The sequence below is a fragment of the Cellulophaga sp. 20_2_10 genome (genome assembly GCF_023476645.1).
Classification (GTDB): domain Bacteria; phylum Bacteroidota; class Bacteroidia; order Flavobacteriales; family Flavobacteriaceae; genus Cellulophaga.
The window spans coordinates 421,409-445,952 of the sequence record NZ_JAMCOJ010000001.1 but is presented as its reverse complement, the minus strand read 5'-3'; the positions used below and the strand labels follow the sequence as shown (position 1 = coordinate 445,952).

The 24,544-nt window shown below is 32.4% G+C and carries 23 protein-coding genes and 1 riboswitch; of the genes, 8 read left to right on the top strand and 15 right to left on the bottom strand.

Features of this window, described 5'->3' with window-relative positions; all coding sequences use genetic code 11:
- Positions 1 to 36: 36 nt before the first annotated feature.
- Genes M4I21_RS02035 through M4I21_RS02015 form a run of 5 tightly spaced genes read right to left on the bottom strand, consistent with a single transcriptional unit; the run spans position 37 to position 3,332 of the window.
- On the bottom strand, positions 37 to 1,035 hold the full coding sequence (locus tag M4I21_RS02035; protein WP_249557367.1) for an NADP-dependent oxidoreductase: 999 nt from the start codon (positions 1,033 to 1,035) through the stop codon (positions 37 to 39).
- Between the two features lie 11 nt (positions 1,036 to 1,046).
- Positions 1,047 to 1,679, bottom strand: coding sequence for an NAD(P)H-dependent oxidoreductase (locus tag M4I21_RS02030; RefSeq protein ID WP_249557366.1), 633 nt, complete (start codon positions 1,677 to 1,679; stop codon positions 1,047 to 1,049).
- A 38-nt stretch (positions 1,680 to 1,717) separates the two neighbouring features.
- Positions 1,718 to 2,296, bottom strand: a complete 579-nt coding sequence (locus M4I21_RS02025; RefSeq protein WP_249557365.1) for a TetR/AcrR family transcriptional regulator — start codon at positions 2,294 to 2,296, stop codon at positions 1,718 to 1,720.
- Positions 2,296 to 2,709, bottom strand: a complete 414-nt coding sequence (locus M4I21_RS02020; RefSeq protein ID WP_249557364.1) for a DoxX family protein — start codon at positions 2,707 to 2,709, stop codon at positions 2,296 to 2,298. The genes M4I21_RS02025 and M4I21_RS02020 overlap by 1 nt, the downstream gene beginning before the upstream one ends.
- 53 nt (positions 2,710 to 2,762) lie before the next feature.
- Positions 2,763 to 3,332 carry a pseudouridine synthase gene (locus M4I21_RS02015; protein WP_249557363.1) on the bottom strand — a complete coding sequence of 190 codons (570 nt, stop codon included), beginning with the start codon at positions 3,330 to 3,332 and terminating at the stop codon, positions 2,763 to 2,765.
- A 146-nt stretch (positions 3,333 to 3,478) separates the two neighbouring features.
- Here M4I21_RS02015 and M4I21_RS02010 point away from each other — a divergent pair, with 146 nt between their 5' ends.
- On the top strand, positions 3,479 to 5,602 hold the full coding sequence (locus tag M4I21_RS02010; protein ID WP_502798707.1) for a M3 family metallopeptidase: 2,124 nt from the start codon (positions 3,479 to 3,481) through the stop codon (positions 5,600 to 5,602).
- A gap of 65 nt (positions 5,603 to 5,667) precedes the next feature.
- Here the strand turns inward: M4I21_RS02010 and M4I21_RS02005 are convergent, their stop codons facing one another.
- The 5 genes from M4I21_RS02005 to M4I21_RS01985 all read right to left on the bottom strand — a co-directional run bounded on the left by M4I21_RS02005 (position 5,668) and on the right by M4I21_RS01985 (position 12,258).
- Positions 5,668 to 7,887: a nitric-oxide reductase large subunit gene (locus M4I21_RS02005; RefSeq protein ID WP_249557362.1), complete on the bottom strand. Its 2,220-nt coding sequence runs from the start codon at positions 7,885 to 7,887 to the stop codon at positions 5,668 to 5,670.
- Positions 7,888 to 7,898: 11 nt separating this feature from the next.
- Positions 7,899 to 8,240 carry a cupin domain-containing protein gene (locus M4I21_RS02000; protein ID WP_249557361.1) on the bottom strand — a complete coding sequence of 114 codons (342 nt, stop codon included), beginning with the start codon at positions 8,238 to 8,240 and terminating at the stop codon, positions 7,899 to 7,901.
- Positions 8,241 to 8,317: 77 nt separating this feature from the next.
- Positions 8,318 to 8,752 carry an RrF2 family transcriptional regulator gene (locus tag M4I21_RS01995; protein ID WP_249557360.1) on the bottom strand — a complete coding sequence of 145 codons (435 nt, stop codon included), beginning with the start codon at positions 8,750 to 8,752 and terminating at the stop codon, positions 8,318 to 8,320.
- 136 nt (positions 8,753 to 8,888) lie between these two features.
- Complete coding sequence (locus M4I21_RS01990) at positions 8,889 to 10,628, bottom strand: M14 family metallopeptidase (protein ID WP_249557359.1); 1,740 nt, start codon at positions 10,626 to 10,628, stop codon at positions 8,889 to 8,891.
- 10 nt (positions 10,629 to 10,638) lie between these two features.
- Positions 10,639 to 12,258, bottom strand: a complete 1,620-nt coding sequence (locus M4I21_RS01985; protein WP_249557358.1) for a M14 family metallopeptidase — start codon at positions 12,256 to 12,258, stop codon at positions 10,639 to 10,641.
- A 270-nt stretch (positions 12,259 to 12,528) separates the two neighbouring features.
- Here M4I21_RS01985 and M4I21_RS01980 point away from each other — a divergent pair, with 270 nt between their 5' ends.
- The 3 genes from M4I21_RS01980 (at position 12,529) to M4I21_RS01970 (ending at position 17,005) form a co-directional block, all read left to right on the top strand.
- Entirely contained in the window at positions 12,529 to 15,036 is a 2,508-nt protein-coding gene (locus tag M4I21_RS01980; RefSeq protein ID WP_249557357.1) for a TonB-dependent receptor, read from the top strand.
- 228 nt (positions 15,037 to 15,264) lie between these two features.
- Entirely contained in the window at positions 15,265 to 16,560 is a 1,296-nt protein-coding gene (locus M4I21_RS01975; RefSeq protein WP_249557356.1) for a phosphoribosylamine--glycine ligase, read from the top strand.
- Positions 16,561 to 16,567: 7 nt separating this feature from the next.
- Positions 16,568 to 17,005, top strand: a complete 438-nt coding sequence (locus M4I21_RS01970) for a GNAT family N-acetyltransferase (RefSeq protein ID WP_249557355.1) — start codon at positions 16,568 to 16,570, stop codon at positions 17,003 to 17,005.
- On the opposite strand, the gene M4I21_RS01965 is transcribed toward M4I21_RS01970, so the two are convergent.
- Together M4I21_RS01965 and M4I21_RS01960 are read right to left on the bottom strand one after the other, a co-directional pair.
- The gene (locus tag M4I21_RS01965) at positions 17,002 to 17,682 is read right to left on the bottom strand and encodes a LytR/AlgR family response regulator transcription factor (protein WP_249557354.1); all 681 of its coding nucleotides are present in this window, start codon (positions 17,680 to 17,682) and stop codon (positions 17,002 to 17,004) included. The genes M4I21_RS01970 and M4I21_RS01965 overlap by 4 nt on opposite strands.
- Positions 17,675 to 18,619, bottom strand: a complete 945-nt coding sequence (locus tag M4I21_RS01960; protein ID WP_249557353.1) for a sensor histidine kinase — start codon at positions 18,617 to 18,619, stop codon at positions 17,675 to 17,677. Before M4I21_RS01960 ends, M4I21_RS01965 begins: the two co-directional genes overlap by 8 nt.
- 278 nt (positions 18,620 to 18,897) lie before the next feature.
- Between M4I21_RS01960 and M4I21_RS01955 the strand changes: the two genes are divergently transcribed.
- Genes M4I21_RS01955 through M4I21_RS01940 form a run of 4 tightly spaced genes read left to right on the top strand, consistent with a single transcriptional unit; the run spans position 18,898 to position 21,230 of the window.
- Positions 18,898 to 19,188 carry an EF-hand domain-containing protein gene (locus M4I21_RS01955; RefSeq protein WP_249557352.1) on the top strand — a complete coding sequence of 97 codons (291 nt, stop codon included), beginning with the start codon at positions 18,898 to 18,900 and terminating at the stop codon, positions 19,186 to 19,188.
- 18 nt (positions 19,189 to 19,206) lie between these two features.
- Positions 19,207 to 20,043 (top strand): YHYH protein, encoded by an 837-nt coding sequence (locus M4I21_RS01950; RefSeq protein ID WP_249557351.1) that lies wholly within the window; start codon positions 19,207 to 19,209, stop codon positions 20,041 to 20,043.
- A complete protein-coding gene (locus tag M4I21_RS01945; RefSeq protein ID WP_249557350.1) occupies positions 19,970 to 20,587 on the top strand; it encodes a toxin-antitoxin system YwqK family antitoxin in 618 nt (205 codons plus the stop codon). The genes M4I21_RS01950 and M4I21_RS01945 overlap by 74 nt, the downstream gene beginning before the upstream one ends.
- Positions 20,565 to 21,230, top strand: a complete 666-nt coding sequence (locus M4I21_RS01940) for an SCO family protein (RefSeq protein ID WP_249557349.1) — start codon at positions 20,565 to 20,567, stop codon at positions 21,228 to 21,230. Before M4I21_RS01945 ends, M4I21_RS01940 begins: the two co-directional genes overlap by 23 nt.
- Positions 21,231 to 21,259: 29 nt before the next feature.
- Here the strand turns inward: M4I21_RS01940 and M4I21_RS01935 are convergent, their stop codons facing one another.
- The 3 genes from M4I21_RS01935 to M4I21_RS01925 form a co-directional block, all read right to left on the bottom strand.
- Positions 21,260 to 22,159, bottom strand: coding sequence for a DMT family transporter (locus M4I21_RS01935; RefSeq protein ID WP_249557348.1), 900 nt, complete (start codon positions 22,157 to 22,159; stop codon positions 21,260 to 21,262).
- A gap of 46 nt (positions 22,160 to 22,205) precedes the next feature.
- Entirely contained in the window at positions 22,206 to 23,522 is a 1,317-nt protein-coding gene (locus tag M4I21_RS01930; protein WP_249557347.1) for a Na+/H+ antiporter NhaC family protein, read from the bottom strand.
- Positions 23,523 to 23,576: 54 nt separating this feature from the next.
- Positions 23,577 to 23,672: riboswitch (SAM-I-IV-variant riboswitch) on the bottom strand.
- 54 nt (positions 23,673 to 23,726) lie between these two features.
- Positions 23,727 to 24,542 (bottom strand): DUF1853 family protein, encoded by an 816-nt coding sequence (locus tag M4I21_RS01925; protein ID WP_249557346.1) that lies wholly within the window; start codon positions 24,540 to 24,542, stop codon positions 23,727 to 23,729.
- Positions 24,543 to 24,544 lie beyond the last annotated feature (2 nt).

Here is a 24,544-nt window from a genome sequence, read left to right as displayed (position 1 = left end):
TTTCTTTGTTTTTTAAGTTGATAAAAAATCTAATTTTTAAATTTTCACAATCATTTTTCCTTTGTTTTTTCCATCGAATAAATCGATAAAAGCACTTGGGATATTTTCAAAGCCGTTAACAACAGTTTCAGAATAGGTTAATTTACCTTCTGCTAACCAAGTTGATAATTCCTTCATTGCTTCAGGAAACTTATCTGCGTAGTTAGATACAATAAACCCTTGCATTAAGGCACTATTTTTAACTAAAAACGGTTGTACACTTACACTTTGTGGTAACTCGGTATTATTATATACAGATATAGCTCCGCAAATAATCATCCTAGCAAACTTGTTTATATTAAAAAGCACAGCATCAGATATTGGTCCGCCTACATTATCAAAATAGATATCTACACCATTTGGAGCAGCTGCTGCAATTGCAGCTTTCATATCTTTAGTAGTATTGTAATTAATACCAGTATCAAAACCAAATTTAGATGTAAGCATTTCTACCTTTTCATCTGTACCAGCAATACCAATTACATTAAGTCCAAGAATTTTTCCTATTTGCCCAACTACACTACCAACAGCACCAGCAGCACCAGAAACAACAAGTGTCTCGCCTGTTTTAGGTTTACCTATTTGGTTTAAGCCTAAGTAAGCAGTTAAGCCTGTCATCCCTAGAACACCTAAATATGTGCTTAAAGGAGCTTTAGAACCATCTACTTTTAAAAGTCCTTCGCCGTTAGATACTTGCTTTGTTTTCCAATCTAACATTCCGGAAACAAAATCTCCTTCTTTAAACTTGTCGTTTTTAGAAGCAAGTACTTTTGCAACAACACCAGAATGTACGGGTTTATTTAACTCAAAAGGAGGGACGTAAGACTTTGCATCGCTCATTCTTCCTCTTAAGTAAGGATCTACAGATACGTAAGTTGCTTCTAAAAGCAACTCACCATCTTTAATCTTTACATCAGATTCATCCGTTACAAATTCAAAATCTGATACTGAAGGCTTCCCTACAGGTCTGTTTTTTAATAAAATTGTCTGAATCATATTTTTTGTTTTTATTCTATTACAGTTACTAAATCTTCTGTACTATTACGTACTTTAACTAAATTTACCAACCAATCTTCTTCTGTTTTTCTATATCCCAATGGTAATAAAACGGCACTACGTAATCCTTTTTCGCGTAATCCTAAAATTTCGTCTACAGAAGCAGGATCAAAACCTTCTAGTGGAGTAGCATCTACACCTTCAAAAGCAGCAGCTATAATTGAGTGAGCAAAAGCAATGTATGCTTGTTTTGCAGCGTGATTAAAGTTTTCTTCGGCATCTCTCTGTGGATACATATCTAACAACATTTTTCTGTAGTTTTCCCAACCTTCATTTTTAAAACCACGGATATCGTTTGTTAAATCGAACATTCTATTAATACGTTCAGGAGTATAGGTATCCCAAGCGGCAAAAACTAATAGGTGAGAGCAGTCTGTAATTACAGATTGGTTCCAAGCTATTGGTTTAATCTTTTCTTTAATTTCTTGATTTTTTACTACAAAAATTTCAAAAGGTTGTAAGCCACTAGATGTTGGTGCTAAACGCGCTGCTTCAATAATTCTATCAATTTTGTCTTCAGCTACTTTTTCACCATTCATTGCTTTAGCAGCGTATCTCCAATTTAATTTATCTAATAATTCCATTTTTTCTGTATTATATATTTAGTTTATATGTTTTTGTTTTATGCTTTAATACTATTCCAAGCTGCCAAATAAGACTGTTCTATATGCTCCTTAGTTAATGTAATAGCTCCTCTTTTTTGAGAAATAATTAAAAAAGACAGCGGAATAATAGTGTAGGCATATAAAATGTGATCTGACATCGGTTTTATTAAACCTTCCTTTTTACCTCTTCCCCATAAATCTAATAAGGTCTGAAAATGTTTAATGCCAACTTCACGACTAGGTTCATCTATCATCGGTGTATTATCACACTGCGCTAAAAACATTGCCTCTTCACAATGTTTAAATTTAAAGTCTGCAATTCTGTTCCAAATTAATTTAAAACCTTCTTCTACTGCCATATCCTCCTTAAACGTTTCAAAGGCATATGCCGTAAATTTTTCTTTTACTTCTATATATGTCTTATTAACTAAATCTTGTTTGTTTTCAAAATACAAGTAAATAGTAGCAGGAGAAACATTCGCCATTTTGGCAACCTTAGACAAAGGAGTTGCGTGGAAACCATTATTATTAACCAACTCTATAGTTGCTTTTATCAATGCATTACGCTTGTCTATACTCTTTTGTAATTTTGCCATTATGCTTTTATTTTATATAGTTTATAAGACAAGGCAATTAACACTAACTGAATAGGTAATCTTATTAATGCGGCTTCGTGACTACCAATTGCTGGTGTGTCTGAAAATACATCCCAAATGTGTATAGGTAAAAAAAGTAACATTAAAATACAGATTGCTAAGGCAGCTTTTTTAGTATACTTTGGAAAAAGTAATAAAACACCCAAAGCAACTTCTAAAATTCCTGATGCATAAATGATAGCGGTTTTAAAAACCAATACATCTGGCACAAATGGATTAAAAAAGTCTGGATTTACAAAATGCTGACTACCTGCATATATCATAAATACTGCAAGAAGTAGTTTTAAAATGTTCCAAATTAATTTCATGTCTTTGTTTTGATAGTACAAAGATATATAAAAATGAATGTTCATTCTCTTTTTTTAACATTATTTAATATCAAATTAACACAGACGTTAAAAAAGGACTACATATGGGTACTAGTTATTTGGCCAGGAGTAAGGTTGTCTAATGTGATGTCAGCAATCCGTACACGCACTAAGCGTAGCGTAGGAAAGCCGACAGCAGCAGTCATTTTGCGGACTTGTCTAAATTTCCCTTCGGTTATACAAATACTAATCCAGCTGTTAGGTCTATGTCTACCCAATCTAATTTTTGAATCTGGTGCTGGCAAATGTATGGGCTCATCAATATGCTTAACATTGCAAGAATTGGTAGTATATGTGGTACCATTTAAACCAATTTGTACTCCATTTTCCAGTTTGGCTATAGCTTCATCAGTAATTAAACCATCTAATTGTGCGTAATACTCTTTCTCTATTCCAGACCTATTTATGGTATCACTTAATTTTCCGTCTGTTGTAAGTAGAAGTAGGCCTTCAGATTTTTCATCTAAACGACCAATAGGCATTATGCCATCAGGGAAAGTATGAAATTCAGATAAAAATTTCTTTTTAAGTTGATTATTGTCATTACTAGCCAATTGACTAAGTACTCCGTAAGGCTTGTACATTTTATAGTGAAGATGCTTAGGCATAAGGTAAATCAAATTAAGACACAAAAATAATAAGAATATAGACAGTAGATCTATTGTATACGATCTAATAAATATTAAGATAATTTTAAGAGTATAGCCTTGGTAACAAAAGTATCTTTATATTCAATTTTTAAAACTTATTATTAATGAAAAATATTTATGCAGTAGCACTTGTTACTATTTTGTTTGCCTCGTGTAAAGATGGTAAGACTAAAACAGAAACAACTACCGAAAACACTATGAATACAAAAGAAAACCCCTTACTAGTAGAAAGTAAGCTGCCTTATGGTGCGCCTGACTTTACATTAATTAAAAACGAACATTTTAAGCCGGCATTACAACAAGGTATAGCTGCACAGAATGAAGCTGTAGCAAAAATTGCAAATAATGCAGAAACAGCAACCTTTGATAATACTATTTTAGAATTGGAAAAGAGTGGTACACAATTACAAAGTGTACAAAATATATTTTCTGGACTTACAGGAGCACATACTAATGATGAGTTACAGGCTGTACAGGAAGAAATGGCTCCAAAATTTTCTGAATTACAAGATGGTATTTATTTAAACGAAAACCTATTTAAGCGTGTAAAAGAGCTTTATGTAAAAAGAGATAGTTTGGTCTTGGATCCTGAATCTTATAAATTATTAGAAACCTATTTTGAAGCTTTTGAAAAAGCAGGGGCAAACTTAAGTTCTGCAGATAAAGAAACGCTAAAAACATACAATACTAAGTTAGCAACGCTAATTAATACTTTTAATAAAACATTATTGGCAGCCAATAATGATGGAGCTTTAGTTTTTACCAATAAAGAAGATTTAGCTGGTTTAACAGAATCTCAGTTAAAATCTTTAGAGAATAAAGATGGTGAAGGTTGGAAAATTCCATTGCTAAATACAACGCAACAACCATTATTACAAAGTTTAGAAAATAGAGCTACTAGAGAAAAAATATTTAAAGCATCTTGGACTAGAGCAGACGGATCTAAAAATGACACAAAAACTATAATTACGCAAATTGCCGAATTAAGGGCTAAAAAAGGAGCATTATTAGGTTTTGCTAATTATGCAGAATGGAGTTTACAAGGAACTATGGCAGAGAAACCAGAAAATGTATTTAATATGTTTAATGGCCTAATACCGTCTGCTACTGCAAAAGCAGAGAATGAAGCTTCTGAAATTCAACAAATGATTACCAAAAACGGCGAGGATTTTACCTTAGCTGCTTGGGATTGGAACCGTTATTCGGAAATGGTTAAAAAAGAAAAGTACGACTTAGATGAGAGTGCTATTAAACCATATTTTGAAATTAAAACTGTTTTAGAGAAAGGTGTTTTTTATGCAGCACAACAACTTTATGGTATTACTTTTAAAGAACGTAAAGACATACCTACCTACCATAAAGATGTTATGGTATATGAGTTGTTTGAAGAAAACGGAGATCAATTAGGGTTGTTCTATGCGGATTACTTTGCAAGACCTAGTAAAAGAGGTGGTGCTTGGATGAGTAATTTTGTAACACAGTCTCATTTGTACGATAAAAAACCTGTAATATATAATGTATGTAACTATCCTAAGCCTGCAGAAGGTGATCCGGCTTTAATAACATATGATGAAGTAAGTACTATGTTTCATGAATTTGGACATGCATTACATGGATTTTTTGCAAATCAAGAATATCCTTCTTTATCTGGAACAGCTGTAGCTAGAGATTTTGTAGAGTTTCCTTCTCAATTTAATGAGAATTGGGCCTTGTATCCAGAAATATTAAAAAACTATGCATTGCACTATAAAACTGGTGAACAAATACCACAGGCTCTACTAGATAAAATTAAAAAGGCTGGTACGTTTAATCAAGGATATAGTTTAACAGAAAACCTTGCTGCCTCTAATTTAGATATGCAATGGCATACTATTGCTGCAGATGCGAATGTTACAGCAGCAAATGCATTTGAAAAAGATGCATTACACAAAACAAAATTAGATGTTGTAAGCGCTGTACCACCACGTTACAGATCTACTTATTTTGCACATATATTTGGTAGTGGGTATGCTGCCGGATATTATTCTTATTTATGGACAGAAATGTTACATCATGATGCTTACAACTGGTTTGAGAACAATGGTGGTTTAACGCGTGAGAACGGACAACGTTTTAGAGATATGGTGCTTTCTAGAGGTAATACGGTAGACCTAGAAGCAATGTATAAAGATTGGAGAGGTAGTGACCCTAAAATAGAACCAATGTTAAAAGCACGTGGTTTAAAATAAACGAATACTATATTAAATAAAAAGGAGCCCTTTAAAGGCTCCTTTTTTGGTTTAAAAATCGGGGATTACTGTTTTTTCTTATAACAGTATATTGTTTCTTGTACGGTAAACCAACAGAAGTAGAATATACCAACAGAGAATAAAATATCGCCCACCATGCGCAACCATTTTAAGGTTTGTATTGTTGGTGAGTATAATAAGTCTGACGTTCTAGCAAAAGAATATCCTTGAGTGATAGAAGTATATGCTTGTATAATACCAATTGGTAATAAACTTAGTAATACCATAGTAATTAAACCTATATTTAAAAACCAAAAGGCTCTTTTTAGCTTTTTACTATCCCAAGCTCTGTCTGAATAAAAACGGAGACACATTATAATAAAGCCCATTCCTAGCAAGCCATACACCCCAAACAAAGCAGTATGTGCGTGCACTGCAGTTGTATTTAATCCTTGTATGTAATATAAAGCAATAGGAGGATTAATTATGAACCCGAAGACACCAGCTCCTAAAAAGTTCCAGAAAGAAACAGCCATAAAGAAAAATATTGGCCATTTGTATTTTTGTATCCATTCTTTACTTTTTAATAAATTCCAATGTTCTCTAATTTCAAAGCCCATTAAAGTTAAGGGCACAACTTCTAATGCACTAAAAGTAGCACCCAATGCTATAGCTTGTACGGGTGTTCCTGAATAGTATAAGTGGTGTAGTGTACCTATAATACCACCTGCTAAAAATATAGAAGCAGAGGCAATAGAAACTTTACCTGCTGTTTTTGTTGATATTATTTTCATTCTAGAAAAGATAAAAGCGATAACTACAGTGGCAAAAACTTCAAAGAAACCTTCTACCCAAAGGTGTACCAACCACCATCTCCAATAGTTAATAACGGGTAAGCTACTGTTTTCGCCATACATTAATCCTGAAAAGAAAAACATACCAATAGCCATTACAGATAATAGCAATATAATAAGTAGGTGTTTAGACTCATCATTCTTTTTTATAGCAAATAAGATATGTCTGCTCACCATTATTACCCAAAGTACAAGTCCAACTCCTAAGAATATCTGCCAAAACCGACCTAAATCCATATACTCATATCCTTGGTGACCAAAGAAAAAGTTAGTGGTTAAGTCTAAAAATTGATGTACACCAAGCCATTCTCCCAGCATAGAGCCTAAAACAATTATAAGTAAGGCTATAAATAAAAAGTTAATACCAAAAACTTGATATTTCATTTCTTTACCAGATATCATAGGAGCTAAAAATAAACCAGTAGCCAACCATGTAGCAGCAATCCAGAATACAGCTAATTGTGTGTGCCAAGTTCTAGTAATAGAGTAGGGCAAGAAACTAGATAAATCGAATCCAAAAAAAGCCTGACCTTCTACGGTATAATGTACTGTTAGTATACCTAAGACTACTTGTAATGCGATTAAAAAGCATATTATTAAATAATATTTTAATACTGCTTTTTGAGAGCGTAACATTTTTAAACCAATTAAAGGATCCGTGTCTGGTTTGGTAATAGAATCTCCTTTTTCGTGATTTTTTAAATAGTAAAACGTAAGTATACCAATAAATAGCAGTAATAAAACAATAGACAAACCAGACCATATAATAGAAGTATCTGTTATATTATTATCTATTAATGGTTCGTGTGGCCAGTTAGATGTGTATGTATAATCTTTACCCGGTCTGTTTGTACTAGCCGCCCAAGATGTCCAAAAGAAAAATGCATTTAATTGCTTTAATTTTGCCTTGTCAGTTAAAGCGCCTACTGGTATTGCATACCTTTCGTTACCATTTGCAAAAATACTGCTATAGTGCTCACTATTGTTTAGTATAGCCGCAACGCGAGCTTCAGAAATTGATATAGTTTTAGTGTCAGGGTTATAAGAATCTGTTTTTATATCTTTTATTAACCTGGCCTTTAAAGCAGCTTTCTTTTCTACATCTAAATTAGCATAGGTACTATTAAAATCTCGTTTAGACCAATGTTCTAAGATGTATACAGCTTCTTTGTGTATCCAGTCTGCGGTCCAATCTGGTGCTACATAACTACCATGGCCCCAAACAGAACCAACTTCCATACCACCAATAGATTCCCAAACATTTTGCCCAATTTGTATATCTGCTTTAGTGTAAAATATTTCACCTGTTTCTTTTACTATTACTTGCTCTGGTATAGGAGGCTGAGTTTGATATACTTCTGTACCAACCCAAATTAGTACTATAAACGAGAGCACGACTACGCTTGTAAAAGCTATCCAAATTTTTCTCATTGTATCGGTTTTTAGTTGTTTAGTACTTTGTTTACGCGGTCTACTGTATCTGCTTTAGAGATAGACAACCTAACAATAGCATCTTCTGTACAGACTAAATCATGTGGTATATTACTTTCTAGACTTAGTAAATCTCCTTTTTTAAGTAGGTGTTTTTCATTATGTACACCAAATTCTATTTCACCTTCAAAGATTTCTACTACAATAGGGTAGGGCGCTTTATGCTCTTTCATTACGTTTCCTTTTCGCATTAAAATTCTTATTTCTTTGCTTACTTCTGTTTCCATTAGTAACTGTAAAGAGGGTTTTCCATCCTTATAGATTTTATCCTGTGTTAATGAAGCTGTTATCATAATTGTTAATTTAAATAGTTATTTATTTGTTTAAAAAAGATAAAATTACCTTTTTATCCTTTATTGAATTAAAAGTTTTATATTTTGAGATGAAATATATCAGAATTCATATCCTTAACCACCATAGATAGAGTATTTGTTTCTAGCATATTTTTAAGGTTTTCTCTAATTTTTACAAATTTAAAGTGAAGAGGACAGGGCTCTTTTTCGTTACATTGATGCAGTCCTAAGCCACATCCGGTATAAATAGAATCTCCATCTAAAACGGATACAATATCACTTAACTTAATAGTTGGTAAATTTTCTTTCTCTATAAAAAAACCACCATAGGGACCTTTAGAAGACTGTACAAATCCGCTTTTTGTTAATTGTTGTAAAATTTTTGCGGTAAAGGCCTGTGGCGAATCTATAGATTCAGATATGGTAGTTAAACTAACCTTTGTATCTGCCGTAGATTGCTTTGCAATAAAGAGTACTGCTCTAAGTCCGTATTCGCAAGATTTTGAAAACATACAATTATTTTATGATACAAAACTATACAATATTTTAATAGAGGACAAAATTATCCTTTATTATTTTTAAATAAAAAAAGGAGCGATTACTTAGGGTAAGTGATCGCTCCTTTAAACTTAAGTATATGTTAGAATTTTAGCTTTGCTTTTTGCTAATTAATCCTCCTTTTGCACTGTCTACAGTAACGGTAACTTTTCCTCCACCCTTAACAATCCACCTAACTTTAATAATGCTGTTACCAGGAATATTATCAACCTTAATTTTATTAGGATTGTTTTTTTGCTCTGTAGTGATGTTAAAATCATCGTTATCTACAATCATCCCAGCTAAAACAGGAGCTCCAGATAAAGAAATATAATCTGGTCTTTCTATTTTGTATTTTAGATCTTGACTAGCGTGTGTAGGCATTAATCTATCATTTTTTATAATAGCAGTAATTTCTTTTAATCCGTTGCCAATAGATTTTTCTGTAATACGATCTACAGAGAGTAGTGGCATATGATACGCGTGGTAAAAAGTAAACACCATATTTCTATGCGCTTCTTCTTCTAGTAAAAAACCAGGAGTAGCTCTACCAACATTTTTTCTAAAGCCACCAATTTCTATTTCTCCGTATGTAGGGTGGTTGTATGCTTTCCAATTGGTAAATCCGTCACCTAAAAGCAAATCTTTTTCTGCTTTATATGCCTGATCTCTATCTCCGTTTTTATTTTTATAATAGGCAAAACCGGTAAATATCTCGTTGGTAAAAGTATATACACCTCTAGCACCGTAAAACCAATCTAACTCACCACCAAAAACAGAATACAAATCTTTGTAAACTACCATATATCTGTAACCAGGGAGCAATTCTGCTCCTTTGTTACCAATAGCATCATATATTTTAGCATCGACTCTGTTGTACGTTTCTTTATCTTCTTCTGCACCTGGACCTCTTAAAATCATTCCGCCCGAGTTATGAAAACTTTGTGCACCTGCAATATTTGGTCTAGTTAATACAAAATCTGCAACAGCTCTATTTTCGGGAGCAGAGAACGGATACTTATAAGCACCACGTTGTATGTAATCTGGTTGCCATTTCCAACCCCAATCTCTGTTTGGATCGTAATAGCCAGGGACATCTTCATTAATACTACCATCACCATCATTATCTATACCTTCACCACCTAGATTTTCATAACGTTGTGCTGTAACCACATCATCTGGCCCTATTTGTATCATTTTTCTAGGATCTAATGGATCAACAATCATGGTGCCATTAGGATTTTTTCTACGCATTCTAGTAATAGAACCATCGTTATCTAAATCATCATAACCATCTTCATCAAACAAACCATCACTATCATCATCTAAAGCAATTAAACCAGCCCTAGGACTGTGAGCAGTATTACCTTCTTTCATATAGTTATTACGTGCATCAGGGTTTATGGTAGGTACAATGTAAAAAATACGATCTTTAAGCAGCTGCTTTATATAATCAACATCTTTAAAACTCTCTGTTAAGTACCAGGCTGTATAGGTACAAATTTCACCTCCTTGTATTTCGTTAGAGTGTATGTTACCATCTACATAAAAAGCAGGTTTACGGTCTGCATCACCAACAGAGTAGTCTGTAATTGCTAACATCCAAATATCTCTACCTTGAGTAGATTTACCAATAGATTTTCTTTTTACCAATTCTGGGTATGCATCAGCAATTTTTTTACTAATAGTAGCTAAACCTTCTGCAGTATAGTATTTGTTAAACGCAACAGTTACCTTAGGGTTATGAGGAGATCCTGCGGCTCTAAAAATATCGTTTGCACTTTGTGCTTCTATAGTTGTGGTACTTAGACCAAAAACTAGAAGAGCTATAAAATATATATAAGATTTCATATGTAGTATTTTAAAGGTTTATGGTTATTTGTTGTGTTCCTGTTTGCGGTGCACCAGCTTTTAAAACCAATTTCCCTTTTCCACTAATTAACCACGTAAAATGATTAGTACCATCTTCGTCTATTTTAGTAATAAGCTGACGTTGTTTGCCAGATATTATTTTTTGACCGTTACCTAAATCTAAAGCAATGTTTATTTTACGTAGCCATCTAGATTTTGCGCCCATTTCTGTTTGCGTTGGTAATAAACCTTGGTTGTGTAAATCTACTGTTACACGGGTAAGTCCAGAACCTAATTTTTCTTGTTTTAGGTTTGTAAAAAGTAAAGATGGTTGCATTTTAACAACATCCAAAATAAATGTATTGTGCTTTTGCGCAATACTATCTATCATTTTATACGGAGGGTTGTTTTGTACAAATGGAGCTATACCACCAACTTCTACTTTGCTATTAGGAAAATCAGGGTGCTTTACTTCTTTCCAATCTACAAATGCACTTGTTATACCTTCTTGCTCTGCCCATTTTAAAAAGTTGGCATCTCTGTTTTTTGGAGCTTTGTTAATAGAATCTCCTTTAAACTCTGGTGCCCACCACGCAGGCGTACTTAAAGCTAATCTTCCAAAATGAAAGTAAGACCACTCAAAAAAACCACCTCCATTTGTAATAGAAGCAGGAGTGTTTTTGTTGGGTATAAGTTCATTATACTTTTCTGATAATTGTTTGTTTAGTTTAGCGTCATTCTCTAAAATACTTGTAACAACACGTTTTTTAGCATTAGATGCACTGTACTTAAGAGGTTCTGATAAATTATTTGCTGGTCCAAATGAAAAAATACTGTATACATTCCATTTTTCATATAAAAAATCTAGCATAGCTCTATTTTCTAATTCAGAAACAGCGTGTTCGCCAGCGCCTGGCTTAAAGTAAGGAGAATTGTAAGTGAAGTTTTTGTTAAAGTGTACACCACCTTCGCCGTCTTCATTATACTCGCCATCTTTATCGTTATCTATACCTTCTGTAAATACTTTATAAGTTCCTTTTTCGCCTTTATTAGTATCTGCTTTAATCATAATGCGGTTGTCTTCTTCAAGCATCATATAGTCTCCAGTAGGATCTTCAATACGCATAAGTGTAATTTGTCCGTCTTTGTTTAAATCTTCAAAAGGATCTTCATTTAGTTGTCCGTCTCTATCATCATCTGTCTTTTTAGCATTTCCTTGACGCTCATATTTTAATTTGCTAAAATATTGTTCAGTAGCATCTGGACTCATATTAGGAAAAATATAGAACGTTGTATTGTCTAAAACACTTTTGTTGTTGGTTAAAACATTTTCTGCAAACTTAATGGCCAATTCTGTACCTACTAAATAATTGCCTTCTACACCACCAACAACTACCATTGCAGGGTTATTTTCTGGATTACCATTAGACAGTGTTAGTACCCAAATGTCTTTACCGCCTAAAGTTTTGGTTAAAGATGTAAGTTTAGCATTGCTTTTGTGTTTAGAAACAAGGCTTTTTAAGTTTGATGTTAATTGTGTTGTTGTTTGGTAATTTTGTTGCGCAAATAGGGAAGAAGTAGATGCAAAACAAATACATCCCAGCAACAAATACTGTAGTTTTAATTTCATTAGTTGAGTTTGTTAGTTATTTGCTATGAAAATACTACTTCTTGTTAAAATGATGATTGATTTAAGATAGTTTTAAGAGTTTGCTTTTGTTCAAGATATAATTAACTCTATGGTTAACGAATTGTTTTAGCATTTTTTGATATCTATTTACTAAAAGGTTTTCGTGGATTTAACATATTTAAGGGTTTCATTTTAGTTTAAAAGTTGATAAATTATATACATTTACTATAACTAACCTATATTTTATTATTAAAATAAATCACTTTTTTTATGAAATTTAAAACACTCATTACATTTTTTGTAATGTACTTTATAATTACAAATGTTACTGCACAAATTACGGGTAAAATAACAGACGTTAGCAATGGTGAATCCTTAGAATATGCAACGGCTGCATTGTATAAAACACAAGATGCTAGTTTAGTTACAGGTGTAATTACAGAACTAGACGGTACCTTTAAAATACCAAATGTTAAAGCTGGTGTATATTACCTAGAAGCTTCTTTTTTAGGGTATACTACAAAAAAAGTAGAAGTTATTTTTTCGAAAAAAGGTACTAATATAGATTTAGGAACCATACAATTATCTTTAGGCAACCAATTAAATGAGGTAGTTGTACAGGCAGAACGTGTTGCTGTTGTACATAAAATAGACCGTCAAGTTTTTGATACAAAAAAGTATCAAAATAGTGAGGGTGGTTCTGCTGTAGATGTAGTTAAAAATTTACCATCAGTAACTGTAGATGGTCAAGGAGAAATAAGTGTTAGAGGTAGCCAAGGTTTTTCTGTATTAATAAACGGAAAGCCAACCCAAGGAGATGCTAGTGCCATTTTAGCACAATTACCAGCTAATGCTTTAGAATCTGTAGAACTAATTACAGCACCATCTGCAAAATATGATCCAGAAGGAAAAGGCGGAATTTTAAATATTATAACAAAAAAAGGAGCTACAAATGGTACCTACGCACAAGTAAATGTACGTGGAGGTTTTCCGTCTATTGAAGAATACGATACAAAAGAAGCTGCACAACGTTACGGTATAGATGCAACCTTAAATAAGCGTACAGATAAATGGAACTTTTCTTTAGGTGCTAGTTACCAGCGCAATGATAAAACGGGTAGAAGAGAAGGAGATATGTTTATTGTGAATGATGCAGAAAATAAAACTACTTTTTTGCCTTCTGATGGTGAACGTAGTTTTGATGAGATTAGTTATAACGGAAGATTTAATGTAGACCATACCCCTAATAAAAGAGATAGTTATTCTGTTGGTTTTTTTGCAGGCAAACATACCAAAGACCGTTTGGCAGACATTGTTTATTATGATAATCACGCAGTGTCACCGTCCGGGGGCGATAATAGATTATATACATTTACATATTACAATCACAACCTAAGAATTAGAAAAGGAGATTTTGCTTTAGGTAGTTTTGATTATGAGCATAAATTTGATAATGAGTCTAATATCTCCGCTTCATTTTTATATGAATATACTTTTTTAGGCGGACCAACAGTAAATGATAACTTAGGAAATCCGGATAATACTATTATTTATCAACAAGAATACAACACAAATGATAACCCATTGTATGGTACACGTGTAAATTTAGATTATAAGTTTAGGCCTTTTTCTTTTGGAACAATTGAAGCAGGGTATCAATATCGTAACTTAGACCATACAGGAGAATTTGTTTACCAAAGAGATGGTGTTTTAGTACCTGAGTTTTCTAGTGATGTGTCTTTAGACAGAACCATACATTCTGGTTACACTCAATTAACAGGAACACAAAATAAGTGGGATTATGCTGCTGGTATACGTTTAGAGTCTATGGATCGGGAGTATACAGAATCTTTAAAAAGTGAAGCATTACCTAATACTTATAAGTATGATTTTGTAAAGCTTTTCCCTTCAGCTTCTTTACAGTACAAGTTAAGTGATAAAACAAAATTAAAAACGGCTTACAGTAAAAGAGTAGAGCGTACAACTACCTTAAAAATGAATAGCTTTGCAGAACGCGAACATTCAGAGGTTTTTGAGCAAGGAGACAATAGACTAGAACCAGAGTTTATAGATTTGGTAGAAGTGGGTATAATACAGAAATTAAAAGGCGGAAATTCATTTTTTGCTACAGCCTATTACAGACACGTAGAAAATGTAATTAACCGTGTTAACGTATTGGCATACCAAGAAAATGGCGCTGTAATAGATACCATTATTAATCGTGTTTTTTCTAATGTTGGTAAAAGTAATGCATATGGTTTAGAAGTAGGCGCAACTATTAAACCTACTAAAAACTGGTCTAATTTTATAGGAGCCAATGTATATAGTTATGATATAAAGGGTGCTTTAAATTTTAACCATAGAGACGGTATTGCTCGTACTTACGGTATAAATAGCAAGGCAACTATTTACTCTGTTAACCTAAACTCTACCTATAATTTTTGGGAAAATGCAAGTGCACAGTTTTCTTTTAATTATTTATCAGACAGAAATACAGCAATGGGTGAAGACTCTAGGTTTTACTCACCCAATGTAACCTTTAGAAAATCGTTTTTAGACAATAAATTAACTGCTACTTTGCAATGGCAAAATATAGATATGGGGCTTTTAAATACTAATGAACAACGAATTTCTACATCTAGACCAGGGCAATTTTATACAACTACAAATTATAAATATGAGGTAGATATGGTTTCTTTAAATCTATCATACACCTTTAATGCAAATAAAAATAAATCTAAATTCATAGATAGTGAATTTGGAAAAAGAGAGTTTTAATTAAATTGTTAGATTTGTTAAAAGCCTAATTAGTGTGCAACTAATTAGGCTTTTTTTTATGGTAAATTGTTTTACTAGACTTGTCGCTTTTTAAAGCTGTAAAACATCCTTTAAATCACTTTATTATTTTGAATAACGTATCAAAATAAAATATAAATTTACGCGCTTTTTTTTACAACTAAAATGTATTGTAAAGCGTATATAACTTATATTATTTTTTAAATTAAATTGAAGAAAGAAGAAGGGATAAGTAGAAAAATACTTTTGGTTTCTAAATACGGAGAAACCTTAGATATTGCATATGCTATGAGCCAAGAAGGGCATAGTATTAAAATGTTTATACAAGAAAAAGGCTGTAAAGAAATTGGGTATGGCTTTGTCCCAAAGGTTACAGATTGGAAAAAGCATATAGATTGGGCAGACTTACTAATTTTTGATTACACTGGCTACGGTGCAATTTGTGAAGAACTGCGCGCTGCTGGCAAACTGGTTGTTGGTGGCTCTGCATTTACAGATTTGTTAGAGATGGATCGTAATTACGGGCATCAACAACTAAAAGCACATAAAATAAAGGTATTACCATCGTATGAGTTTACTAACTTTAAGGATGCAATTTTACACATAGAAAAGCATCCAGACTCTTACGTAATTAAGCCCTCTGGAGAAACTCAAGAATTAAAACAACTGCTTTTTGTTGGTAGTGATGACGAAGGTTTAGATGTAATTAGAGTCTTAAAAGCATATGAAAAATCTTGGGGTAATGACTTTGGCGATTTTCAACTTCAGAAAAAGGTAAAAGGAGTAGAGATTTCTGTATCAGCTTATTTTAATGGGAAAGAGTTTTTAAAACCTTATAATATTACTTTTGAACATAAAAAACTGTTTCCGAAAGAGCTAGGGGTTTCTACAGGAGAAATGGGTTCTAGTATGTTTTGGACTAAAGATTCGCCTATTTATGATGCTACACTTAAAAAGTTTGAGCCTACTTTGGCTACATCTAACTTTATTGGCCATATAGATATTAATTGTATTGTAAACGGTAATGGTATTTATCCGTTGGAGTTTACATCTAGATTTGGTTACCCGCAAATAATGATACAAAGAGCTGGTATTACGGAGCCTATTGGTCAAATGTTTTATAAACTAGCTCAAGGTTTAAATTTTACGATTGATACAAAAAAAGGATTTCAGGCAGGTGTATTTATTGTTGTTCCTCCTTTTCCTTTTAACGATAAAAAGGCGTTTAAACTATTCTCTAAAGATGCTGTGGTTATACTTAAAAAGAATGCAAAAGATGGTATACACCCAATGCATTTAAAAAAGATTAATGATGAGTGGTTAATTACGGGCGATACTGGTATAGCTCTTTTGGTAACAGGTACTGGCTTAACAATGAAAGATGCGCAACGTAGTATGTATGGCAGGGTACATAATGTAATTGTAAACAATAGTTACTACCGTACAGATATTGGAGATCGTTGGCAAGAGGATTGTGATAAGTTATGGTCTTGGGGTCTTTTATAAGGTTAAGATGTTCATAGATATTACTAATAATCCAATTCCTTTTTTTAATTTACTACCTAAAGATTGGGCAGATGGCTTAGTGCCGCATTGGAATTTACTAAGGAATAATGCAACAGTTTTTGTATTGAAAAACGATGCAGAAATATGTGCAGGAGGTATTATTTTCTCTTCAATTACTCCAGAAATGGATAGTTGTAAGCAAGAGGCATTGTATTACTTTTCTAAAAATTACCTCTATGTAGGGTATGTTTGGGTGCCAGAAAATAAGCGTAAACAGAACTACGGTTCTCAATGGTTTAAGGAGTTATTTAGGGCAGATAAAAACAAACATTATTGGTTGGTAACAGAAGATAAAATGTTGCGCAAGTTTTATAAGAAGATTGGGTTTGTCTATAAAAAAACGATCCATTTTAATGGAGGTCAAGAAGAGTTGTTCTATTACTAAAACAACTCTTTTTTCACTTTGTCATAATAACTGTCACTTACAGGGATACTTAAGTTAGATAGCAATAAGTCTCTGCCTTTTAGGCTTGTAACTTTAGTTTTGTTAATTATAAAAGATCTATGTACACGCATAAACATAGTAGCATCTAGAGTTTTTTCTAACGACTTTAATGTTTGGTGACTCATAATTTTTTTTGAATCAGTATAAAAAACAACATACTCACTATCGCTCTCTATATGTGTAATATCTTGTACTTGAAGTTTGTGTAAATCGTACCCAGATTTTATTGTAATGGTAGTAGCTGTAACCTGCTTATCTTCTATAACGGTTTTAGTCTCTAACTTATCTACAGCTTTTAAAAAGCGTTGAAACGTTATTGGTTTTAATAAATAATCTAAAGCGTTAAGTTCATAACCTTCTAATGCATAATCTGAATAGGCTGTTGTAAATATTATTTTTGTTGATGCAGGTACAATTTTTGCAAAGTCGGTTCCTTTTAGATTAGGCATTTGTATGTCCAAAAAAATAACATCTACTGCTTTACTTTTAACTAAAGAAATAGCTTCTATTGGGTTTTCAAACGAGCCAATTTGTTCTAAAAAATCTAACTTATCAATATAGCTAGTAAGTAAAGCTCTTGCCAGTTCTTCATCATCAATAACAATACACTTATACATAATTCTCTAGCTTTAATTCAACTTTAAAAATACCATCGTTTTTAGAAATAGACAAGTTATGCTTTTTAGGATATAGAATTTCTAGTCTCTTTTTTACATTTTCTAAACCAATACCACCAACAGCATCTTTTATGATATTATCTTGTGCAATAGTATTCTCCACATTAAATGTAATTGTATTGCCTTTAGATGTTAAGTTTATGTTTATATAAGTACCTCTAATTTGCTCTACATTACTGTGTTTAAAAGCATTTTCTACAAAAGGTATAAGTAACATTGGGGCTATTTTAAGAGTGCTATCTTCTATATTAAAGTTAGTTTCTATAGGGTATTTTTTACTGCTTTTTAAGGCGAATAATTTAATATAATTTTCTATGTATTCTACTTCTTTAGAGAGTAGTACAAATGGTCTTTCGCACTCGTATAAAACATAGCGTAACATTGTAGACAAGTAGCTAATACTTTCTTGTGTTTTAGTTGTGTCTATTGCAGATAAAGCATAGATGTTGTTTAGGGCATTAAATAAAAAATGCGGATTTATCTGTGATTTTAAAAGCTTTAATTCTGTTTCTAAATTTTCATTTTTACTTCTAATTATTTCTTCTTCTTTCTTTTTAGTATAAACAATAAACTCAACTACAGTTGCTAAAATATAGGCTATTAAAAGTAATAATATTTGTGTTAGGTGCCTAGATGGTGGCATTGGTAAAGGTCTGTTTAAATTACCCATTTCTGGCATTCTGGGCATAGGTAATTCTTGGTTTGGTGGTAATACTAATGTGGGTATTAAAATAAAAATTGCAAGTGCAATACTAGATATTATAACAAACTGAAGGTGTTTTTTTGTGAATAAAAATTTAGGCGCTGTATAATAAATTAATAAAGCAATAACTATAATTTGTCCCAGAAAAGAAATTCCATTTTGTTCTAAAAACATTGTATCATAGGCTTGTTGGGACCACAGCACAAACCATAATATTAACCATAAAACCGACTGAAATATAAATCTCATTGTTGCATTCATACTGCAAATAAATGAAAATAAAAATCAATAGATAGCTTAAAACAAGCTCATTTAGCTTCTTTATAATTGGTTTTACAGAATATAAAACCAGATTCACAGAAAGTTTCTTGGCGTTCGCTTAAAACAGTACATCCGCATTAAACTTATGTTCAACTTTGACATCTAAATAATTGAATTTAAAAATAAAAAATATGATTTCTACAATAGTAAAAAAAGGGGTTTTAGCAACAGTTATGATTGCATTTGGTGTACTAGGAGTAAAAGCACAACCACCAAAAGGGGAGCAAGGTAAAAGACCAACAATAGAAGAGCTTTTTAAACAAATGGATGCCAATAAAGATGGTAAACTATCTAAAAAAGAAGTAAAAGGGCCTTTAAAAGATGATTTTAAAAAGATTGACGCTAATGAAGACGGATTTTTATCTAAAAAAGAAATAGAGAAAATGCCGAAGAGAAAGTCAAAGAAACCAACTAAAAACTAATACTAAATTTATAATACAATGAAAAAATCTAATAAATTAAGAATAGGAGTACTAAGCACATTAGCTTTATTTGCAGTTGCATTTATTGCTTGTAGCAGTGATAGTAACTCAACAGATGATACAGTAGCTACAACAGGAGAATTACACGCAGCTTTTGGTGAGTTTGATGCTGATAATGTAACAATTATGTTATCTGGGACAGATGTAGAAATAGAAACTAATGGTATGCCAAATCATTCTTCTCCTTATTGGTCTAATACAACAGAGCGTTCTACAGTAGATCCTATGGGTAACACATTAACTACAGAAGCAGCAGATGTAAACCATCCTTTATTTGTAGAGCCTACAGTTACAAGTTATGAGCAAATGGCACCAGGAAATATAGACGATTTTAATGGTTCATATTCTTTAACTGTTCCGCAAACACCAATTAAGGCATCTGCGAGTAGCTCTACGGGCCTAGGAGCAATTGGTGTTGCTATTAGTGGTGCAATGATCTATAATGATGAAGAAGGGCCAAATGTGCCTTTAGATGATGCTGTAGGATCTTTAGATTATACAGCAGCGCATACAGGACCGCAGAGTTACCATTATCATTTAGAGACAAAAGCGTGGTCTAATGATGACGAAAATTTAATTGGAGTGATGGCAGATGGTTTTTTTCTTTATGGAAGAAAATGCAATTCTACCAGTGCTTATCCAGAAGATTTAGATGCATCTGGCGGACACACAAGTACTACACAGCATACAACAGAACAAGAATATCATTATCACATACAAAATGAATTATACCTTAATCAGTTTTATATCTTATTTCCAGGAGATTACCAAGGTACGCCAGCTACTATTTTATAAGCTAGTATTAATTTTACTGGTAGCCTCTATATCTAGTTGTACGCCTGTTAACTTAGTATCTAAGAAAAAACTTGAAGTAAAAAATAACCTAGGACTTGTATATTATAACAACGAGCTTTTTACTGGTTTAGCTGTAACTTTTTACAAACACGGAGGTACGTCAGAAAGTATTAGTTACCAAAATGGTAAAAAGCACGGTGATTATCAAAAGTGGTTTAGTTCTGGTGATCTTAGTTATGAAGCATATTATAAAAACGGTAAAAAAGAAGGAGTTGCTAAGTCTTGGTGGGCTAACGGTAACCTTAGATCTAAATCTATTTTTACAAAGGGTATTGTAAACGGATTACAAAAACAATGGTACAATACCGGAGCTAAGTTTAAAGAAATGAATATTGTAAATGGCAAAGAAAATGGAATTCAAAAATCTTGGAGAAAAAATGGAAAAGTTTATAACAATTATGAGGCAAAAGATGGACGTATTTTTGGACTTAAAAGAGCAAATTTATGTTTTCAATTGGAGAATGAAGTTGTACAAGTTAAGTAGGGTAGTAGCTGTTTTTATAGTTGTCGCTACAGTTTTTAGCTGTAAACAAAATGCTACTCCAAACAAGATTAGTGCCTTACCGTACTATCAAGAATCTAGTTTTACTCCAAAATGGTTAGCTGCTAATAGCGCGGAAGTTGAAAACTTACACACTATACCAGATTTTAGTTTACAAAATCAGGAAGGTAAAACTATTACAGAAAAAGAGTTTAATAATAAGATTTATGTAGCCGATTTTTTCTTTACTACTTGCTCAGGAATTTGTCCTAAAATGACATCAAATATGGCTGTTATTCAAGATGCTTTTAAAGATGATGATAATGTGCTTTTATTATCTCATTCTGTAACTCCAGAGACAGATTCTGCTTCTGTGTTAAAAGAATATGCGGATTTTAAAGGAGTTATTACAAATAAATGGCATTTGGCTACAGGCGACAGAAGTACAATTTATAGTCTTGGTAGAGACTCTTATTTTATAGAAGAGGACTTGGGCGAATTAAAAACTGATGATGACTTTTTACATACTGAAAACTTTGTGCTTATTGATAAAGATAAACACATAAGAGGTATTTATAACGGGTTAAATAAAACGGCTATACAGCAATTAATTAAGGACATTAAAACTTTAGAAGAGGAGTTTTAACTGTTTTGTTTTTTAGCTTATTATAATTTTTATGAGTATAGAATTAATGCTACGCCCAGCATTATACCAGCAAGCGGAATAAGTTTTTTTCGCTTGTTTTTTTCTTTAAACAAAATTCCGCCTAATACAACAGCAATTAAAATTTGACTTCTTTTTATTGCTGATAATAACATAATTAAAGCATCTGGGTCTTGTAAAGCTTTAAAATAAAAGTAGTCTGCTGTCTGCAATAAAATTCCAACTGCTGGTATAGACCAGCGCCATTTAAAAGCCTTTCTTTTTTCTGCTTTTGGAAACCACGTAATTGCTAAGATTATTAAAAGGATCAAGATAGTGTACCAACAAAACCAAAATTGTAAAGTTTGCGGGTTTAAATGTATATGTTGTATTAGAAACTTATCATACAAACCACTAGAAGAACCTAAAAAGGTAGCTCCAATTATAGCAAATATCCATTTGTTGTTTTTAAAATTAATGCCTTCTTTTTTGCCAATTCTAGAATATAAGAATACAGAGAAAATAATTAAGAAAAACCCAATCCATTGGTAATTATTTGGTCGTTCTTGGTAGATAAATATAGCGCCAATAAACGTAAAAAATGGTCCAGCAGAACGTATAGGTGTAACAATAGTTATTGGCAAATGTTTTAGTGCTTGGTATGCCAATACCCAGGAACCAGCCATTAGCATGGATTTTATAATAATAAAACCGTGTTGTTGCCAAGGAATATCTGTGATGTAGAATCCTATTTCTTTAGTGAATTCAGGAAAAAATTTAGAGCCAATAAAAAAAGGTAGTAATACTAAAAACCCAGATGTAATAGTACCTAAGAGCACAGGAAACACCTCGTTGCCTTGTACTGCGTGTTTTTTACATAAGTTATGTAACCCTAAAAATAAAGCCGATAAAAGGCCTAAATACATCCACATGGCCGCGAAGATAACTTTTTAGCTAAGTTTAAAAAGAGTAGAACCTTTAATTTATGCTAGTTTTCTTCAATTTAAATGGGGTAAAGGTTATGTAAAGAATGGTGTAAACTAAGAGTAATAACAAATACCAAGTGTTACTTATTAGGTCGGTATATGTTAAGTTTCCTTCAGAAAAACTTAAAATCATTAAAACCTGTGCTCCATAAGGCAGTAAACCTTGAGTTATACAGGCAAATATATCTAGTATAGATGCTGTACTTTTATTGTCTAGTTTGTATTCGTCATTAATAGTTTTGGCAATAGAACCAGAAATAATAATAGAAACCGTATTGTTTGCTATAGCCATATTTACCGTGCTAACTAAGGTTGCTATACCAAATTGTGCAGACTTTTTACTTTTTATAAGGGTTTTAATCTTATTTAAAATATAGTCAATTCCGCCATTTTTGGCTACTAGTGCTGCTAAACCACCCGATAGTAAGGAGAGTAGAAAAATCTCTGTCATGCTGGTAAACCCAGTATATGCAATTTTGGTGGACTCAATAAGTGTAAAATCGCCATAAAAGATACCAATTACAGCTGCTATTAGCACACCTAGTAGTAAGGTGACAAATACATTTACGCCAATTACAGATAGCCCAATTACTAATATATAAGGCGCAATTTTAAGTAAGGAATAATTATATGTAATGTTTTCTAAATCGTTAGATTCTAAAGCAGCACCTTTAAATATTAGAATAACTATAGTAAATAGAGCAGCAGGTAGCGCAATTTTTATGTTTTGCTTAAACTTGTCACTCATTTTAACACCTAAAGATTGCGTTGCAGCTATTGTGGTATCAGATATTACCGATAGATTATCGCCAAACATAGAGCCACCTAACAAGGCTCCACAGAGTATAGCTAATGATACTCCGCCTTTATCTGAAAAACCAATTACAATAGGCGTTAATGCTACAATTGCACCAACAGAAGTACCTGTAGATATAGATAAAAATGCAGCAATTATAAACACACCAAAGTATATATATTGTATGGCTATAAAATCTAAGCCTAAATTTACAATAGCATCTACACTACCAGTTTCTTTAGTAATGGCAGCAAATGCACCAGCTAGCAAATATATAAGACACATTGTTAGTATTTTACTATCACCACAACCAGCTAAAAGTGTTTCTATTTTAGCGTTTATACTTTGTTTAAATAGTAAAAAGGCAACTATTATACCCGCTATAACAGCAATAGGAGCTGGTAGAGCATAAAAATCGTTTTGATAAATACCTACGCCTAAAAATGTAAATACAAATACAAACAGTGGTAGTAATGCAGTAAAACTTGGAGTGCTATTTTTAACAGTTGTCATTTCTATTGTTTTTATAGAATAACAAAAAGGTGTTTAAGACAAATAAAAGGGATTACAATTAACGTTTGTTCCAAAGTATTGGCTTATCGCTTTAGCACCTTGCTCGTTACTGCAGGTTGCTATCTCTTTTTGAGATTCTTGATAATTAAGTGTGCAAAATTAAGGCTTAACAACGAGATAAAATCATAATTTTCTGTTATTTTTTTACCACCAAACAACAAAGAATTTTTGTAATTCACCATTAGGAAACTTAATCCAACATAAAGGAGATTTTTTATTAGCCACAAGTGTATTTATTTCATTAGTAAAGGTAGTATACAGTAGCCAGTCTACCTGTGTTTGTGGATTTTGAAGCCAATTAACTTTAGACGGAATGTAGAACTTACAATCCTTAAATTGACTTAACTCTTTAACGTTAATATAAAAACCTTGTACGCAATCTTCGTTTAAAGCAACAAAAGTTATTGTCTCACTTTTATAGGGTATAAATAACTGTGCTTTAAAAAATACACGTTGCTCTAATTCGTGAGATTTTATATTTAAAGTATCTAAGGTAGGCTTTGTATGTACGTTATAGAGTAGTGGTAGTTGCTTTTCTTTTAATTTAGTTAGCTTTTTTATAAGGGTGTCATTTCTATTTGGACCAATCCAATGTTCTAGCTCTGTTGTGCCTACAGTTGCATCAAACAAATAAAATTTAAAAATTATTTCTACGTGATATAATTTTTTGCCCTGTCTTAAAATACAGTCTATTTCACCAATAGTGAGTTTATTGTTTTGTATTTGTATGTTTTCAGCTAGTATACTTATTGTTTTATTGCTTCTCAAATCTGCGCTTACAAAACGCTCTACTCGTTTTCCTAATCGCAAGTTTAAAGGAATACTCTCATTTAATACACTATTTTTTTTAGTCTTATAATCTAATTGAGTTAAGCCAAAAATGGCCTGCTTAGTCCATAAAAAAGGAGTGTTGCTATAGCCTATAATCTGTAATTCTATGTCTTTAGAATTTGTATCCATTT